Below are 15,371 nucleotides of genomic sequence, written 5' to 3'. Positions count from 1 at the left end.
CCTTTACGGGCAGTTAGACTGCGATAAAATAAAACGAGGGCTGAGCCCTCGTTTTATTTTGCCCTATTTAATTGAAAGTGTACGATACGCTTCTCCATCGGTTTGCACTTTGGGATCTTTTTTATCATCTTTCTTCCCGCTGCCCGGTTTAAATGTACTATCTCTGTGATAGAGGGCACTTATTTCTCCGCCAATAACAAGCGCAAGGCCGGTTAAAAAGAACCAAAGCATTAATACAATTACTCCGCCAAGGCTTCCATATGTGGCTGAATAATTTCCAAAATTGCTTACGTAAAACGATAAGCCAAAGGATATGAGCTGCCACATAACAGTTGCGGCTATTGCACCCGGCAATACCTGTTTGAAAGGAAAATGTTTATTCGGTGCGACCTTATAAAGAATAGCCAGGACTGTAACCATGATCACAAAAGCAACGGCCCATCTCAATACATTGATCAGAATTTGCATCCCATCAGATATATTTATAAAATTCCCAATAAAGTTCAAGATAACTTTTCCGAATACGGGAAGAACCATGGCAACAATGAATGCTGCAAGCAGTCCCAGTGTTAAGCCTATGGAAACCAGTCTGGATTTTATAAATGATCTGGATTCCTCTACATCAAAAGCATCATTCATGGCCCTTATGAAAGCCTGCATTCCATTGGAAGCCGACCATAAAGTACCTATAATACCAAAAGTCAGCAGACCGCCGTTCGGCTTCGTAATGATATCTATCACATTATCCTCGATCACACTAAACGAATCAGACGGCATTACACTCTGCAGATATGTTAATGCTTTTTGAGGATCCAGAGATAGATATGGAACAATGGAGATTAGCAGGATCAATAAAGGAAAAACGGAGAGCATATAATAATAGGCTTGTTCGGCTGCAAGCCCGGTTGCCCGATCATTCTTAAACTCCTTTCCGAGCTTCTTGCCAAATTGAATAACCTTCTGCATGTAACTTCCCCTCCCTTATAAGCTAATTTGCTTGTATGTGTTTATTTCCCCGAAGAGCTTTGAACTAATCGTATTTTCATAAAATATTCAATCAGGCTGGTAAAAAGATATGATCCTTACAAAGGGGTACAGTGCTAAGCTTATTATTTAACCCAGGAATCCCTCATCTAAAATAAGAAATGTTATAATTAGATATAGTGTTTATCAGACTTGCCGAATCATTAATTTGAGCTAAAATGGCACAACCTATCATATTATGTTATTAGCTCATAAAGATGCTCGGGTATCTTATAAAAATGGGGGTCATTTATGAACGTTTCACTCGAAACTGCTGTTGAAGCAAATGTACATAAAGGATTGACTAAAGGAAAGCTTGCAAAAAGGGTTTTCTTCATCATAGTTGGAGCCATACTTATGGGCGTCGGGATCGAAGAGTTCCTTGTGCCCAATAAAGTTCTGGATGGCGGAATAGTAGGGATCTCCATTATCCTCTCTCACCTGTCCGGCTGGAAACTGGGCTGGTTTATTTTCATCCTTAATATTCCATTTTTTTACATAGGTTACAAACAGATAGGGAAAACCTTTGCATTGTCTACGCTGCTCGGGATTGCCGTATTATCAGCAACCACCCTCCTTTTGCATGACGTTCCTGTTTTTACTGAGGACTTGCTGTTAGCAACGGTATTTGGCGGCATTGTTCTTGGTGTTGGGGTCGGCATGGTGATAAGGTATGGAGGATCCTTAGATGGAACTGAGATTCTGGCCATTCTGGTAAATAAAAAACTTCCGTTCTCTGTCGGGGAAATTATTATGTTTTTTAATATCTTCATTTTTGCTACAGCAGGCTTTGTTTTCGGCTGGAACCGGGCTATGTATTCAATCCTCGCTTATTTCATTGCTTTCAAAACAATTGATGTGGTGATCAGCGGGCTGGATGAATCAAAATCAGCCTGGATCATCAGTGAGCAGCACAAGGTAATCGGCGAAGCGATTCTTGCACGGCTGGGAAGAGGAGTTACCTACTTAAATGGGGAAGGTGCTTACACAGGGGATGATAAAAAAGTAATCTTTTGTGTCATCACCAGACTGGAAGAGGCAAAGTTAAAAGCCATAGTTGAAGAAATAGATCCCAGTGCGTTTCTGGCAGTTGCTGATATTGCGGAAGTCAGGGGCGGAAGATTTAAAAAGAAAGCCATTCATTAAGCTAGTTTATAAAAAACATGGATGTGCCAGTTAAATCAAAATAACAAATAAATATATTAGTAATAAAATAAAGATCAAAAAGGGAACAGCACCCGCTGCCCCCTCCCCAGAATTATAATATATCCATCCAGATTTTAATGGATGTAGCCAGAATTAGTACAGCCAAAATAATTTGAAGAATTTTTGTATTTACCTTCTTTCCTGAAGCAGCTCCTAATGGAGAAGCAATTAAGCTGGCAATAATCATAACGGCTGCAGGAACATAGTCTACCTGTCCGGTTGCCAATTTACCAGCTGTAGATCCAATCGATGAAATAAATGTGATTGCCAGTGATGTCGCAATCGTCATCCTTGTAGGAATCTTCAATACAACCAGCATAATAGGAACCAGTAAAAAGGCACCTGCTGCACCGACGATACCAGCCCCGATGCCGACAATCAAAGCAAAGAAGGCTGCAAGCCATTTATTGAACTTTACTCGATCCAAAGGGATATCATCCAAGCCTTTTTTCGGCACAAACATCATGATTGCAGCAATCAAAGCTAAAACACCGTATACAAGGTTAATGCCGCCTTCAGTCATAAACCTTGAACCATAGCTTCCGATTAAACTTCCGGCCAGTATGGCTGAACCCATATAAATAATTAGTGTCTTATTCAGATATCCGCCTTTCCTGTAGGCCCATACACCTCCGATTGTAGCAAAGAAGACCTGTACTGCACTGATTCCGGATACTTCATGAGCAGAAAAAGCAGCTAATCCAAATAACGGCGGAATGTATAATAGCATTGGGTATTTAATGATTGAGCCGCCAATTCCCACCATTCCGGAAATATAAGACCCGATAAAACCAATTAAAAATATAACGATCAAAAAAGTAAAATCCATGTGGCCATCCCCTCCTTTTAAGCAATAAAAGGGAGCGCAGACCCCCTTTTATCTTTTCAATAGATCAGCCTTTTTTTATCCAGAACTTTAACACTCCATTGTCATCCTCATGTTTTAAAAGCTCATGTCCTGTTGACTCTGTCCAGGCAGCCAAATCTTTAACTGCTCCTTTGTCGGTTGTATGAACTTCAAGCACTTGCCCTGATTCGATTTCACCTATTGCTTTCTTCGTTTTTACGATAGGCATTGGACAAGCTAAACCCTTTGCATCCAGTACTTTTGCTGCGTTCATATTTCATTCCTCCAATTTTTTATTATTAGTTTTTGATAAATCCTTACTAAAATATTATCTTACAGCACAGCGATTTGGACCGATTTCCATCTCACGCTGTTTTTCTTCGTCCGGGCTGATTTTCCCCATATTTGTTTCGCGGATTTCCTGATAAGCATTTGGCTGAGGAGGAAGATTTTCAGAAACTAATTTTCTGAACTCTCCTTCGTCTTCGATGTTCAGTCCGTGATTTTCAGCAAATAATGTGCCAAGTTTTTCGGATACGCTGCCATCCTCATTTAATTCTTCAATAATCATGAAGTGTGCAGGCATAACAACTAATTCGCCTGAGAGGTCCTTATAGCGCTTATAAAGTGTTTCTCTTAAATCACCAGCCCAATCCCCGGCTTTACCGGCGAGGTCAGGACGTCCGATAGAATCGATGAATAGGATATCACCTGAAAGAAGGTATTGATCGTCCACTACAAAAGATGTTGAACCAATTGTATGGCCTGGTGAGTAAATAGCTTGAATGCTGATTTTAGTAGAACCAATCATGACTTCGTTTCCATCTTCAAGACGGCTGTATTCAAATGTTACTTCTTCTGCATCTTTAGGTGGAAGCCAGTAGGAAGCACCCGTTTTTTCAGCAATTTTGCGTCCGCCAGAAATATGATCTGCATGCAGATGTGTATCAAAGACATGCTTGATCTCTGCATTCTTTTCAGCAGCAAAATCAGTAAATACGTCTGTCATTCTTGTTGCATCGACGATTGCAGCTTCACCGTTTGAAATCACCATGTAGGAAAGGCAGCCTTTTCCAATGCGGACGAATTGATACATTTCTCCGCCATCCTTTAAATCTCCCACTTTAACAGGCTCAAGGTGTTCACTCCATGATTTCATCCCGCCTGCGAGGTAGGAAGCATCTCGTCCTGCTTCTTCAAGCATTTCTGCGACCATGACAGAAGAACCTTCTTTTGCACACACTACTAAAAGCTCTTTATCAGCCGGAATTTTATCAAGAATAGGTTCCACTCCATCAAGAAGGTCGAAGTATGGAACATTCAAGTATTCAAAGTTTTTGCCTTCAATCTTCCAATCGTTAAAGTCGGTTTCATTACGTACATCAAGTATAAATAATTCTTCATTATGAATAACCTTTTTTGTTACTTCACTAGCAGTTATTGCTTTCATCGTTTAAATACCCCCTGATGTATAATTTAGTTTAAAAAATTTTAGTTAAGCTTCGTTTCTGTCGGTCCATTCCATTCGGACATTCCCGGAACTACATTAATTACATTTGAGAAGCCTTTTTCAGCTAATACCTGGGATGCCATATCACTTCGGCTCCCTGTACGGCATACTACAAAAATCTTTTTATCCTGGTTCAGCTCGCTAATTCTCTCTTCCAATTCTCCGAAGGGAATCGAAATAGCATTGGGAATATGGCCGAATGCATATTCAGCAGGTTCCCTGACATCGAGAACAACAAGATCATCATTAGAATCCATCTCTTTTAAAAGATCATCGTTAGAGGCAACAGGCTCAAAAGTTGCAGCTTCGCGCTCTTCATTTTCACCTGCTTTTCGTATATAATGCTTAAGCACTTCGCCTTCTTCCATTGTGCCAAGATATTGATGTCCAGAGCTTTTTGCCCAGGCCTGAATATCTGCTTTTGAACCTTTATCTGTTGCAAGTACCTCAAGTACTTCACCCGGATTCAGATTAGTGATTGCCTTTTTCGTTTTTACAATCGGCATTGGGCAGGCAAGCCCCTTTGCATCTACTGAAGAGTTTGTTTTTAAAGTTTCCATTTAATATTCCTCCTTATAACTTTAGATAAATAAGTTGACATTACCGTCTTCTGCATCTGCAAGATAAGCAGCTACACCGGCATATTCCACACCATCAATGATTTCTTCCTGTTTAAATCCAAGAAGATCGACAGTCATTTGACAGGCTACCAGCTTAACACCCTGTTCTTTTGCTAATTCAATCAAGTCTTTAACTGGCATAGTGTTGTGCTTTTTCATAATATCTTTGATCATCTTAGGACCCATTCCAGCCATATTCATTTTCGATAAGCCCATTTTTTCCGGACCTCTAGGCATCATTTTGCCAAACATTTTTTCCATAAAAGTTTTTTTGACTTGAATTGGCTCATCTTTTCTAAGAGCATTCAGTCCCCAGAATGTGTGAAAGATGGTTACCTCATGATCGTAAGCAGCTGCACCGTTTGCAATGATATAAGCCGCCATCACCTTGTCATAATCTCCGCTGAATAGAACGATTGTTGTTTTTTTCTTTTCCAATCTTTTATCCTCCCTTTACCCTATTGGGTATTTTTATAATCAAAAAAATTTATTTATTTGTTATAAGCTTTTAAAACGAATCCAAATACCTTACAGGGTATATACTAGAGTAAATTTGACTTTCTGTCAACACCTGTTATTGGCCGTTTGCAGATCAATACTATAATGGTCCTTCCCAGTTCATCATACCGCCAAGCATGTTAATGACACTAAACCCCTGTCCTTCAAGAAATCGTACAGCTAATCCGCTGCGGTTGCCTGATCGGCAAACCATAACATATTCCTGATTCTTATCCAGCTCATGCATACGAAATTCAATTAGTCCAAGCGGAATATGAGTAGCTGAAGCTATCTTTGCTTCTTTTACTTCATCTGCTTCCCGCACATCAATGATATTTAATTTTACTCCGGCAGCAAGCTGCTGCTCTACTTCTTTGACAGTCATTGTTTTCATTTAATATTCTCCATCATAATTCCATTTGCAATAGTCATTTGCTTACCTCCGAATTAATGTAATTCTTAATAATTTAATTACAATTGACAATATACCCTTATGGGTATATTGTCAACACCTTAGTTTTAATAATAGAAAAACACCCAAGCGGGTGTTTTAATTTTAACTATTAGCAGCAGTCGCTTTCATTGCCTAACAGGACCAGTCTTTCATTATCCTGATCATGATCAAGAATCATACTTTCCGTATGCGGCTTGATTTCCGGGTCGATCGCCACCTGTATTTCATTTATAGTTTCGATTATATCATCTGCTTCCGGCTCATCCAGAGCCAGTCCAATTTGAGGGCCTCCTCAGCCAAAGCCTGCAAAAAAAAACTCTAATGCCGCCAGTATTTTTCTCTTGAAGAATCTTTTTCAATAGATCCCGGGCTGAATCCGTAATTTTCAAGATCATCATCCTTTCCTCAGTTTATCAATGGCTGTAAAGAAAATATTAATATCAGGGAGGCATTTAGTTACCTTTCTATACCCCCGCCTGTACACGTTAATATTACTTCAATACTCCTTGAGAAGGAAAGTATTTAGTTTTATTCTGCCCATTTAAAAAAACATGTTTGCAGCCCAGCCAAAAAAAGACGAACCAAAACATACTTTGGTTCGTCCGTCATTTTTATAAATATTTTCTGTGGATGCTCTTTCCATCGTAAGTGAAAAGCATGTTCTTGCCTTCAACAATGGTTTCCATATGGACGCCCCTGCCCCAAAGCTGGTGTACATATGGGAGTACTTTTTCAAGATATTTAAGATCAAGCTCCACACCTTCAAACCAGTGCTTTAAGTACAGTTCCCCATTCTTCATATAATCGCCGTCATTAACCGTCAAATATGGGAATCCTCCATTTACACGCATGCTGACAAGCTGATCGCGCACGTGCTCCCACTGTTTATCCACTACTTTATAATCCTTACCCTGTTTTTGGAACAGATACATATCTTCTCTCATTACAAGGTCTTTTGTTAAATAATTTCTTAAAAATGATATATCTGACTCGATTTCACGAACCTCGAACATTTTTTCCCGGCCTGAATTTGGCACTGCACCGCGCCTCTTCATTTCCTCAGTCGGATTGTTATATCGTTCTTCAATATCTTCAAAAATCTTCAGACCCAGATAATATGGATTGATTCCGGTTCTGGACGGCTGCACAACCCCTGCATTCAACTTTGCAAATTCCAGCGCTTCAGCAGATGTCAAATCCATTTCCCTTAAGATGCGCTGATGCCAATACGATGCCCAGCCTTCGTTCATAATTTTAGTTTCCAGCTGCGGCCAAAAATAGAGCATTTCTTCCCGCATCATCGTTAATATATCCCGCTGCCAGTCGGTTAGCTCCCTGCTGTAGCTCTCTATAAACAGCAGTAAATCTTTTTCTGGTTTCGGAGGGAATTTCTTATTTTTCTTCTTTGGTTCATGCTTCTTGTTTCTTTCATCCAAATCCCATAAATCATCATAAGGGCTGGCCGCTGCTGTATCACCGCTGCTTTCATATTCATCATCCGTACTCCAGGCTAGCTTCGGCCTCATTAGAGACGGATCAATATGTTCTTCAATTGCCAGCACCGCATCAAGGAAAGTTTCCACTTCCTTTTTCCCAAACTCAATTTCATACCGCCTTATTCTTTCAGCGGTGGCAGCCATGCTCTCTACCATGTCCCTCTTTGTGTTTTGAAACCGGACATTATTTTTAAAGAAATCGCAGTGTGCTAAAACATGCGCCACAATTAATTTGTTTTGGATAAGGGTATTGGAATCAAGCAGAAACGCATAGCAGGGATCCGAGTTAATTACAAGCTCATAAATTTTTGATAAACCTAAATCATAATGCAGCTTCATTTTATGAAACTGTTTTCCAAAGCTCCAATGCGAAAACCTGGTCGGCATGCCATAAGCGCCAAATGTATAAATGATTTCTGCAGGGCAAATCTCATACCTCATAGGGTAATAATCCAAGCCAAACCCATTTGCAATTTCAGTAATTTCCTGAATGGCATATTCCAATGATTTATTATCTTCCTCCCGCATTGCCACTCCCCCTTTTAGTCCTTACCATAATCTATGAACCAACAAGAGGATTGATGAGTAGTCTCTTCATAAGCTTGTAACAAATTACAGCAAAAAGCGGAGCATTTCGCCCCGCTCTCCATATGGTATTAGTCATCCAATTCAACTTTTACTACTTTACCTGTTTCAGCGTCAATATCAACATCTGCTTCGCCTTTATTTGTCTGCAGTTCAACTTCATATAGGATTTGTCCATCGTCTTCATCTATTTCAATTTCTTTTATCGTTCCATTAACTTCTTTTTCAGCTATCTCAATAGCTTTTTGTTCGGAAATTATATTTTCCCCATTAATCTCTTTTTCTGACTGATCATTGTCATCATCGTCATCCCGCTCTTTATTAATTGAAATGACTTTTCCATCTAAGGCGCTAATTTTAATATCGAAATCTTCTTTCCCGTTATCAATATCAATTTCATAATACTGATTGCCTTTTACTCTTTCCAATTCAATGCTCTCTACGCTTCCCTCTGCTTCAGAAAGAGCAATCTTCTTCGCCTCTTCAACAGTAATAAAATCCTTCGCAGCTTCTTTCTTACTCCCAGCACTTCCTTTTTCATTCGTATCTGCGGCACCTGCTGCAACAGCACCCCCCAGCAATAAAGCTCCTGCCAATGAAATAACTGTAAATTTTTTGTTCATTATAATTTTCCTCCTTTTTCTTTTCTACATGTTCAATATAACCGGTGAAAATGAGAGAAAAAGGAGAAAATTAAAATTTGATGAGAAAGGAATTAATCATCCCATGTAACCGACATTACTGTTCCTGTAATAGCATGGATTTGGACAGCGGCCTCCCTGCCGTCATTCTTTTCTATCTCAACAAGATAATAAGATCCGCTGTCTGTTTCCTCAAAGCTGATATCATCCACCTCCCCAGGTTCATTTTTTAGAGCAATTTGAATAGCTTCCTCTTCGGTTAGATTTTTAACAGGGACCTTTGTTTCCTCAGCAAAACGGGATAGTACATCTCCAGTCAGGGCATCAACAGTAATCTTTATCTTCGCTTCATCTTCCTGAACGATTGCCTCAAAGGCTGGTTTTTCTTTATAAGTCACTTTTTTCATGGAGAGTAATTCACCAGATTCTTCTTCCCGAATAATTTCCTTTATTTTTTCTTCATCAAGCTGCTTCTGTTCACCGTTAGGAATCTGTTCCTTTTTTTTCAAAGAAAGAATTTCTCCTCCGTTTTCACTCATTTTTATTTGATAAAACGCTTCGTCTTTTTTCATTTCTATCAAATAAGTGGTATTTACTTTTTTCACATTCAGAATTTCTCCCTGATATCGGTCTTTTATTAATTCCCTGGCTTCACCTTCAGTAATTGATTCAGAAGCAGAGACATTAGTGAATTGTATTGCAGCAAATACAAGGAGCGCAGCCAGCAGAAGCCCCGAAGCTGCAATTATAAGATTATGCTTCATTCCTTACACCTCCCACTTAGCTTATTTCTCCATTATCTATTAATAAAATGAGAAATAGATGAGAATGGTTATGTCACTTTGAATATGACGGATGCTGCAGTTCCTACTCCTTCAGTACTTTCGAGCCTGATTTCAACTCCTAGTGCATCTGCTATTTCTTTAGCAAGTGACAGTCCCAGTCCTGATCCCCCTGTTTTTCTATTTCTAGCCTCATCAACCCGGTAAAAACGATCAAATACTCTTGGCAGATCCTTCATAGGTATACCCATGCCGCGATCTTCAACCCGGATATAGACTTCTTGTTTCTCTGTTTCAGCAGTAACTTTTATGACATCATCACTGTATTTCCTGGCATTATCCAGAAATATAAACAGGAGCTGCTTTAATTTATTTTCATCAGTTTGAATAAATGTATTTTCAGACAAAGCCGAATCCAAATGCACAGTCCTATTAAAAGCATCTTCATATGTCCGTGTGACTTGGGTTAAAAAACTTTTTAGTTCCACCAATTTCAAATCAATCATCCAGTGGTCATCATGCCGTGCAAGCAAAAGAAGCTGTTCTGTCATCTCCTTCATTCTTAACGCCTCTGAGTGAATGGCTTCTATGGATTCATTAAATAATTCAGGTTCTTTCAGCCCCCTTCTCTTAAGCAGGCTTGAATAACTTTCTATAACAGTTAATGGAGTTTTTAATTCATGGGAAGCATTTGAAATAAAAAGTTTTTGCTTCTCATAATTGGATTCAAGAATATCTATCATATGGTTGAAGGTTTCACCCATTTGCTGCAGCTCATCATGAGATTTCCCTTCCAGCTTAAGACGCTTGAATTGGCCGCTTTTTCTAATTTCTTTCATTGTGGCTGTCATAGTCGCTACAGGCCTTGTAATAAACTTGCTAAGGATCGCACTGGAAATCAAAACCGGAATCATTGCCACGACTGTGACAATCCCCAGTACGAAGCGAAGAGTCTTTAATATTTTTTCCGCACCTTCCATGCTTCTGGTCAGCTGAAAACTTCCTATTTCACCATCTGGCAGAATCACAGGTGCAGATGCAAACATATAAACCCTATTATCACGTTCCATTGTTTTTATTAATTCACTGCTGATGTACTCTGCAGAGATTTCACTAAGCGCCTTTTCATCCGGCGATGTGGAGGTTACTGCCTTTTTATCTGGATGAACAAGTCTTACCATTCCATTTGAAGGAACAAACGCCCTAAGCAGTTCAGCTTCTGGAACATTCCCGATTGATTTCTGGGCAATCTTTGTCATATTAGCCATTTCATTTGAAATGGCTGCCTGCTCGTTTTCATAAATTAATTTGCTGAAAACAGCATACACAGTGATATTCATGATTAGCAGCAGTACGGCAAAGAGAACGGTTGTATACAAATAAATTTTCTTCCTAAGATTCATTTTGTCTCCTTTAATACATACCCTACTCCGCGGATGGTGTGAATAAGAGAAGGCATCTCAGGCAAGTCTATTTTTTTTCGCAAATACCTGATGTAGACATCAACAACATTTGTGTCACCCAAAAAGTCATATCCCCAGACAGCCTCCAAAATTTGTTCCCTGTTTAGGACCTGTTTTTTATTTGTCATTAAATAAACCAGTAAAGCAAATTCTCTGGGCGTCAGTTCTATGGACTGATCTCCCCGGCTGACTTCCCTTGTTTTCTCATTGAGCTTTAAATCTGACACTTCAAGGCAGTCAATAGCCGGAGTTTCTTCTGCAGCTGCTGTTTTAACCCTTAGTGCAGCCCGAATCCTCGCAAGCAGTTCCTCAATCTGAAAAGGTTTTGTTATGTAATCGTTCGCCCCCAGGTCTAAACCAGATACTTTATCTTCCACTGAGCTTTTTGCCGTCAGCAGCAAAATGGGGGTCTGTTTATCCTTACTGCGAATTCTTCGCAGAATTTCAATTCCGCTAAAACCTGGAAGCATGATATCCAGAATGATCAGGTCCCAGCTACCAGTCCGGTATAACTCCATTGCATGAAAACCATCCATTGCCTTTGTTACTTGGTAGCCCTCAAATTCAAGCTCAATTTCCAGAAGCCTGGCGATTTTAGCTTCATCCTCCGCAACAAGAATTGATTCCCTCAAAAAACTCACTCCCCATATTTGACAGTTATATTCATAATCCAAGGTTATCAGAAAGATATGTTTTTATCATTATTTTCAATAAGGAGACAATGAAAAAAGCCCCCGAAGGAGCTTACTGAGTTTTTCTCTCTACAGATAGGCTAACCGCTTTGTTATCCTTTAGGTTATGCGTGACCATCACCAATACGGTTACTGGATTCCCGTTTTCTTTTACTGTAAATGTGAAGGTGTCTGTTACATCTGTTTCAGTAACTTTCTTTCTTCCTCCATACTGATAATCCACTACTTCTTCCCCAGGGTAGTCTTCTTTTACAACTGCAATGGCAATTCTCCCATACTTTTCATAATCCGGTTTCTGTACAGCTCCTGCCAACGAACCTCCCCCGGCTAATAAACAAATCAATATAAAGATGGATAAATACTTTTTCATTTTTCCCTCCAAAGCATATGTCGTTACTTATATTTTTGACCCAGGCTTTGATTTTATGTAACCGAATTTCCTATAAATAAATGTGGCCAATATATACAGGTAAATGATGAAAACCCATGTATATCAACAAGTCCAAGATTTACTTTGAAATAAAATGCCGCATCATCATAAACTATAATCAACTCCTGGAAGAGGAGGAGAGGACAAATGAATAAAGTGGATTATGACCGTGCGTTATATTATACACACCGGTCTGAATGGGATAACCTGCTCATCCTGATGGTCAGGACAGAAGACCAATTTCTTTCGAAGAAAATCGAACATTTTCTTCATGCCTACAATTTCGAAAAAGACTATTCTGTCATTGAGAAACATTTATACTCACTGCTTAGATATATTGACCACGCCAATGAATTATCGGAAAAACAGCTGCCAAACACTGTATTTTATGACCTAACCTAAATAAGGAATTCCACCAATAATAAAACACGGATTTTTTGGTCCGTGTTTTTGTTTTTTTATTGTTTTAATTCCTGCTTAATTTGACCATATGCCTTCATATATACCTGAAGTTCATTCATTAAACCATCTACCAGTTTGGCTGGTTCCTCAAAAAGGCCATCATTTTCATAATCAAAACAATGCGGGTCCAGGACAAGCTGTTTAGGTATAACATTGGCATATACACCTCTGCCGGCAATTCTTAAATTATTCAGCGCATTGATTCCGCCTTTACCGCCGCCTGCCACAACCAGCAGGCCCACTGGCTTATGGGCAAATTGCTCACTCCCCAGGAAATCCAGCGCATTCTTTAATGCTCCGCTCATGGCACTGTGGTACTCAGGGGATGCCAGAATAACTCCATCAGAGTCAGCAATCTGCTGGCGCAGTTTTTTAACAGCAGGCAGCCCATATTGTTCTTCTGTTCCATTGTATAAGGGAATTTCTCCGAAGCTTAAGTCGATCAGTTCAGCATTATATTTTCTTGCAATATAACGGGAGGCTATTCCCGTGCGTCCCTTCATTCGCGGACTTCCATTAATAATTGTAAGCTTCATTATAAACTCTCCTTTAAGATCCTATATTATTTAGTATATAGAAACATGCGATTTTACACATCGTCAGGATGGCTGAGTTTTATAAAGCTTGTTTTAGTACTAATTCAGTAAATAATTCCTCAGACTTTTGGATGAGTTTTTATTTTGTCTCGGCAATCCCATGACGCACGGCATAAAGTGCTGCCTGTGTCCTGTCTGCCAGCTCTAACTTGGAAAGCAGGTTGGAAACATGGGTTTTGACTGTCTTTTCTGTGATAAAAAGAGATGAAGCTATTTCTTTATTGCTTTTTCCTTTTGCGATCTCTCTCAGTACCTCGAGCTCTCTCTTTGTCAGCTCTTCAAGCGGCTTTCTTTCCGTACTGTTTTTATTCGTTAAATGTGTAAGCAGATGGGAGGTGGCTTTTGGATGAAGCTGATTCTCTCCTTTCATCAGCTGGATTATTGCCTGAACAAGGATATCCGGCTCAATATCCTTCAGCTGATATCCTGATGCTCCCGCCTCAATAGCGGGTATTACATGATCCTGGTCTGAAAAACTTGTGAGTATCATGATTTTTACATCAGGATAATTCAGTTTAATCTGCCGTGTGGCTTCAATCCCATTCATTACAGGCATATCCAGGTCCATTAATACAACATCAGGCTGGTGTGTTTGCATGATCTCAACAGCTTCAAGGCCGTTTTTTGCCTCCCCGATAATTTCGATTTCCGGCTGAGTTTTGAGAAAAAATACAAGTCCCCTTCTAACAACATGATGATCATCCGCTATTAAAACCTTGATGGCCATTTATTTCCCTCCCTTTTCCAAAGGAATGACAACTTCAATATTCGTTCCTTTTGTTGGCTCTGTTATTAATTTGAATAATCCATTCAGTGCTTCCGTCCTTTTCTTCATGCTTTTGAGGCCGAGAGAAGGGATATCGTTTTCACGGTAATGAAACCCTCTGCCGCAATCGGAAATCACCATGGTAACTGTTCTTTCATCCACAGTCAGTTCTACATCAGCTGTTGATTCACCGGAGTGTTTCTTGCAATTAGCCAGAGCTTCCTGGCCAATTCTCCAAAGTGTTTCTTCAACCTTCCCCGGAAGGCAGATTACACCCTTAACTTTTGAGTTTAGCTTCAGGCCTAGCATTTGACTGTAAGTCTGCATAGCACATATAATTCCATTTTCCAGTCCGCGGGGTTTGAGCTGCCAGATAAGCGCTCTCATCTCGCTTAAGGCTTCCTGCGCGAGATCCTGCATGTAGGTAAAGGTTTCTTTCATTTCCAGATTATCAGTCATTTCCGCTCCTCCTCTCGCCGTCAGGCTTAAAGAGAACAAAAGCTGGTTGACAGAATCATGCAGGTCCCTTGCCAGCCGGTTTCTTTCCGCAGCAAGTGCCGTCTCATGTTCGAGCTGTGTCAGCTTGATCCGTTTTATAGCCGTTCCGATTTGGAAAGCAACAGATTCCAGCAAAGCCAATTCTTCCGGTGAAAAATGGGTTTTAGCAGGTGAACCAATATTAAGAACACCAAACTTTTCCTCTCCCGCTCTCAGCGGTACGGAGGCATGATGAGTTAGCCCGTTGGTTTCTTTTCTTTGCTCTGCAATCGCATCTTCTATTCTTTTGCATTCAATTATATTTGAAGCTTTGTTTAATCTGCCGTCATTATAGCGGTCAATACACCAGCAATCTCCCTTGCACATCGGCCTGCAGTTATCCGCGGAAAGGGCAGGGGGCAGTTTCTCTTCTGCTGCCAGGCGGAACTCCCCCTGGCTGTCGATCAAAAATACCCAGCCCGTTTCCAGACCCGTGATGTGAAGCAGTTTCTGCAGCACCTCTTTAAGAAGCGAATCTATTTCTGTTCCTTCATTCAATAGCTCTGCTATTTCTTTTAATATTCCGATTTCTGATTGTCTTTTTTCCCCTAACACACGGATCCCCCTAGAACTGTCATATATGTACTTTTATTATATAACTTATTTTCCCTTACTTCCTTGGCATTTCGGATGAAACAGCCTGCGACTAAAGTAGGAGAACAAAGAAGCCCATTATTAAAAACACCGAAGAGCAATTCTCTTCGGTGCAGAATTTCTATCGCAGTCTAACGGGCAGTAAGACCCCCACTTCAAGACTTAGAGG

18 protein-coding genes are annotated in these 15,371 nt (G+C 40.0%); 2 read left to right on the top strand and 16 right to left on the bottom strand.

The features are described 5' to 3' along the window. Positions 1-63: 63 nt before the first annotated feature. Entirely contained in the window at positions 64-966 is a 903-nt protein-coding gene (locus tag BFI01S_RS18185; protein ID WP_061793864.1) for a YihY/virulence factor BrkB family protein, read from the bottom strand. 309 nt (positions 967-1,275) lie between these two features. On the opposite strand from BFI01S_RS18185, the gene BFI01S_RS18180 reads away from it, so the two are divergent. Further along, positions 1,276-2,169 (top strand): YitT family protein, encoded by an 894-nt coding sequence (locus tag BFI01S_RS18180; protein WP_061793863.1) that lies wholly within the window; start codon positions 1,276-1,278, stop codon positions 2,167-2,169. A 112-nt stretch (positions 2,170-2,281) separates the two neighbouring features. Here the strand turns inward: BFI01S_RS18180 and BFI01S_RS18175 are convergent, their stop codons facing one another. The 12 genes from BFI01S_RS18175 to BFI01S_RS18120 form a co-directional block, all read right to left on the bottom strand. Continuing rightward, complete coding sequence (locus tag BFI01S_RS18175) at positions 2,282-3,058, bottom strand: sulfite exporter TauE/SafE family protein (RefSeq protein ID WP_061793862.1); 777 nt, start codon at positions 3,056-3,058, stop codon at positions 2,282-2,284. 64 nt (positions 3,059-3,122) lie between these two features. Beyond that, the gene (locus BFI01S_RS18170) at positions 3,123-3,350 is read right to left on the bottom strand and encodes a sulfurtransferase TusA family protein (protein WP_035326750.1); all 228 of its coding nucleotides are present in this window, start codon (positions 3,348-3,350) and stop codon (positions 3,123-3,125) included. A gap of 54 nt (positions 3,351-3,404) precedes the next feature. Beyond that, on the bottom strand, positions 3,405-4,526 hold the full coding sequence (locus BFI01S_RS18165) for an MBL fold metallo-hydrolase (protein ID WP_061793861.1): 1,122 nt from the start codon (positions 4,524-4,526) through the stop codon (positions 3,405-3,407). Between the two features lie 41 nt (positions 4,527-4,567). After that, positions 4,568-5,146 carry a sulfurtransferase TusA family protein gene (locus tag BFI01S_RS18160; RefSeq protein ID WP_061793860.1) on the bottom strand — a complete coding sequence of 193 codons (579 nt, stop codon included), beginning with the start codon at positions 5,144-5,146 and terminating at the stop codon, positions 4,568-4,570. 21 nt (positions 5,147-5,167) lie between these two features. Continuing rightward, positions 5,168-5,644 (bottom strand): DsrE/DsrF/DrsH-like family protein, encoded by a 477-nt coding sequence (locus tag BFI01S_RS18155; RefSeq protein WP_082804559.1) that lies wholly within the window; start codon positions 5,642-5,644, stop codon positions 5,168-5,170. 160 nt (positions 5,645-5,804) lie between these two features. Continuing rightward, complete coding sequence (locus BFI01S_RS18150) at positions 5,805-6,098, bottom strand: rhodanese-like domain-containing protein (protein WP_061793859.1); 294 nt, start codon at positions 6,096-6,098, stop codon at positions 5,805-5,807. A 671-nt stretch (positions 6,099-6,769) separates the two neighbouring features. Next, positions 6,770-8,182, bottom strand: coding sequence for a SpoVR family protein (locus BFI01S_RS18145; RefSeq protein WP_061793858.1), 1,413 nt, complete (start codon positions 8,180-8,182; stop codon positions 6,770-6,772). Between the two features lie 128 nt (positions 8,183-8,310). Next, complete coding sequence (locus tag BFI01S_RS18140; protein ID WP_061793857.1) at positions 8,311-8,862, bottom strand: PepSY domain-containing protein; 552 nt, start codon at positions 8,860-8,862, stop codon at positions 8,311-8,313. A gap of 92 nt (positions 8,863-8,954) precedes the next feature. Beyond that, complete coding sequence (locus tag BFI01S_RS18135) at positions 8,955-9,644, bottom strand: PepSY domain-containing protein (RefSeq protein ID WP_061793856.1); 690 nt, start codon at positions 9,642-9,644, stop codon at positions 8,955-8,957. A gap of 68 nt (positions 9,645-9,712) precedes the next feature. Continuing rightward, positions 9,713-11,065 (bottom strand): HAMP domain-containing sensor histidine kinase, encoded by a 1,353-nt coding sequence (locus tag BFI01S_RS18130; protein WP_061793855.1) that lies wholly within the window; start codon positions 11,063-11,065, stop codon positions 9,713-9,715. Beyond that, positions 11,062-11,757, bottom strand: a complete 696-nt coding sequence (locus BFI01S_RS18125; protein ID WP_061793854.1) for a response regulator transcription factor — start codon at positions 11,755-11,757, stop codon at positions 11,062-11,064. Before BFI01S_RS18125 ends, BFI01S_RS18130 begins: the two co-directional genes overlap by 4 nt. Positions 11,758-11,869: 112 nt before the next feature. Then, positions 11,870-12,187: a DUF3889 domain-containing protein gene (locus BFI01S_RS18120; RefSeq protein WP_061793853.1), complete on the bottom strand. Its 318-nt coding sequence runs from the start codon at positions 12,185-12,187 to the stop codon at positions 11,870-11,872. 207 nt (positions 12,188-12,394) lie between these two features. Between BFI01S_RS18120 and BFI01S_RS18115 the strand changes: the two genes are divergently transcribed. Further along, entirely contained in the window at positions 12,395-12,649 is a 255-nt protein-coding gene (locus tag BFI01S_RS18115) for a YhdB family protein (RefSeq protein WP_061793852.1), read from the top strand. A gap of 56 nt (positions 12,650-12,705) precedes the next feature. Here the strand turns inward: BFI01S_RS18115 and BFI01S_RS18110 are convergent, their stop codons facing one another. From BFI01S_RS18110 to BFI01S_RS18100, 3 genes are all read right to left on the bottom strand, one after another. Next, entirely contained in the window at positions 12,706-13,245 is a 540-nt protein-coding gene (locus BFI01S_RS18110; RefSeq protein ID WP_061793851.1) for an NADPH-dependent FMN reductase, read from the bottom strand. 139 nt (positions 13,246-13,384) lie between these two features. Further along, positions 13,385-14,032, bottom strand: coding sequence for a response regulator (locus BFI01S_RS18105; protein ID WP_061793850.1), 648 nt, complete (start codon positions 14,030-14,032; stop codon positions 13,385-13,387). Beyond that, positions 14,033-15,163 (bottom strand): GAF domain-containing sensor histidine kinase, encoded by a 1,131-nt coding sequence (locus tag BFI01S_RS18100; RefSeq protein ID WP_061793849.1) that lies wholly within the window; start codon positions 15,161-15,163, stop codon positions 14,033-14,035. It lies immediately after the preceding gene. Between the last annotated feature and the right edge of the window lie 208 nt (positions 15,164-15,371).

Source organism: Cytobacillus firmus NBRC 15306, assembly GCF_001591465.1.
In the GTDB taxonomy this organism is placed as follows: domain Bacteria; phylum Bacillota; class Bacilli; order Bacillales; family Cytobacillaceae; genus Cytobacillus; species Cytobacillus firmus.
The sequence above is the reverse complement of the archived record's forward strand: the minus strand, read 5'-3'. Positions and strand labels throughout refer to the sequence as shown.

Excerpts from the sequence above, each read along its gene's own strand:
- BFI01S_RS18185 (WP_061793864.1), bottom strand. The coding sequence starts at position 966 with ATGCAGAAGGTTATTCAATTTGGCAAGAAGCTCGGAAAGGAGTTTAAG.
- BFI01S_RS18180 (WP_061793863.1), top strand. The coding sequence starts at position 1,276 with ATGAACGTTTCACTCGAAACTGCTGTTGAAGCAAATGTACATAAAGGA.
- BFI01S_RS18175 (WP_061793862.1), bottom strand. The coding sequence starts at position 3,058 with ATGGATTTTACTTTTTTGATCGTTATATTTTTAATTGGTTTTATCGGG.
- BFI01S_RS18170 (WP_035326750.1), bottom strand. The coding sequence starts at position 3,350 with ATGAACGCAGCAAAAGTACTGGATGCAAAGGGTTTAGCTTGTCCAATG.
- BFI01S_RS18165 (WP_061793861.1), bottom strand. The coding sequence starts at position 4,526 with ATGAAAGCAATAACTGCTAGTGAAGTAACAAAAAAGGTTATTCATAAT.
- BFI01S_RS18160 (WP_061793860.1), bottom strand. The coding sequence starts at position 5,146 with ATGGAAACTTTAAAAACAAACTCTTCAGTAGATGCAAAGGGGCTTGCC.
- BFI01S_RS18150 (WP_061793859.1), bottom strand. The coding sequence starts at position 6,098 with ATGAAAACAATGACTGTCAAAGAAGTAGAGCAGCAGCTTGCTGCCGGA.
- BFI01S_RS18145 (WP_061793858.1), bottom strand. The coding sequence starts at position 8,182 with ATGCGGGAGGAAGATAATAAATCATTGGAATATGCCATTCAGGAAATT.
- BFI01S_RS18140 (WP_061793857.1), bottom strand. The coding sequence starts at position 8,862 with ATGAACAAAAAATTTACAGTTATTTCATTGGCAGGAGCTTTATTGCTG.
- BFI01S_RS18135 (WP_061793856.1), bottom strand. The coding sequence starts at position 9,644 with ATGAAGCATAATCTTATAATTGCAGCTTCGGGGCTTCTGCTGGCTGCG.
- BFI01S_RS18130 (WP_061793855.1), bottom strand. The coding sequence starts at position 11,065 with ATGAATCTTAGGAAGAAAATTTATTTGTATACAACCGTTCTCTTTGCC.
- BFI01S_RS18120 (WP_061793853.1), bottom strand. The coding sequence starts at position 12,187 with ATGAAAAAGTATTTATCCATCTTTATATTGATTTGTTTATTAGCCGGG.
- BFI01S_RS18115 (WP_061793852.1), top strand. The coding sequence starts at position 12,395 with ATGAATAAAGTGGATTATGACCGTGCGTTATATTATACACACCGGTCT.
- BFI01S_RS18110 (WP_061793851.1), bottom strand. The coding sequence starts at position 13,245 with ATGAAGCTTACAATTATTAATGGAAGTCCGCGAATGAAGGGACGCACG.
- BFI01S_RS18105 (WP_061793850.1), bottom strand. The coding sequence starts at position 14,032 with ATGGCCATCAAGGTTTTAATAGCGGATGATCATCATGTTGTTAGAAGG.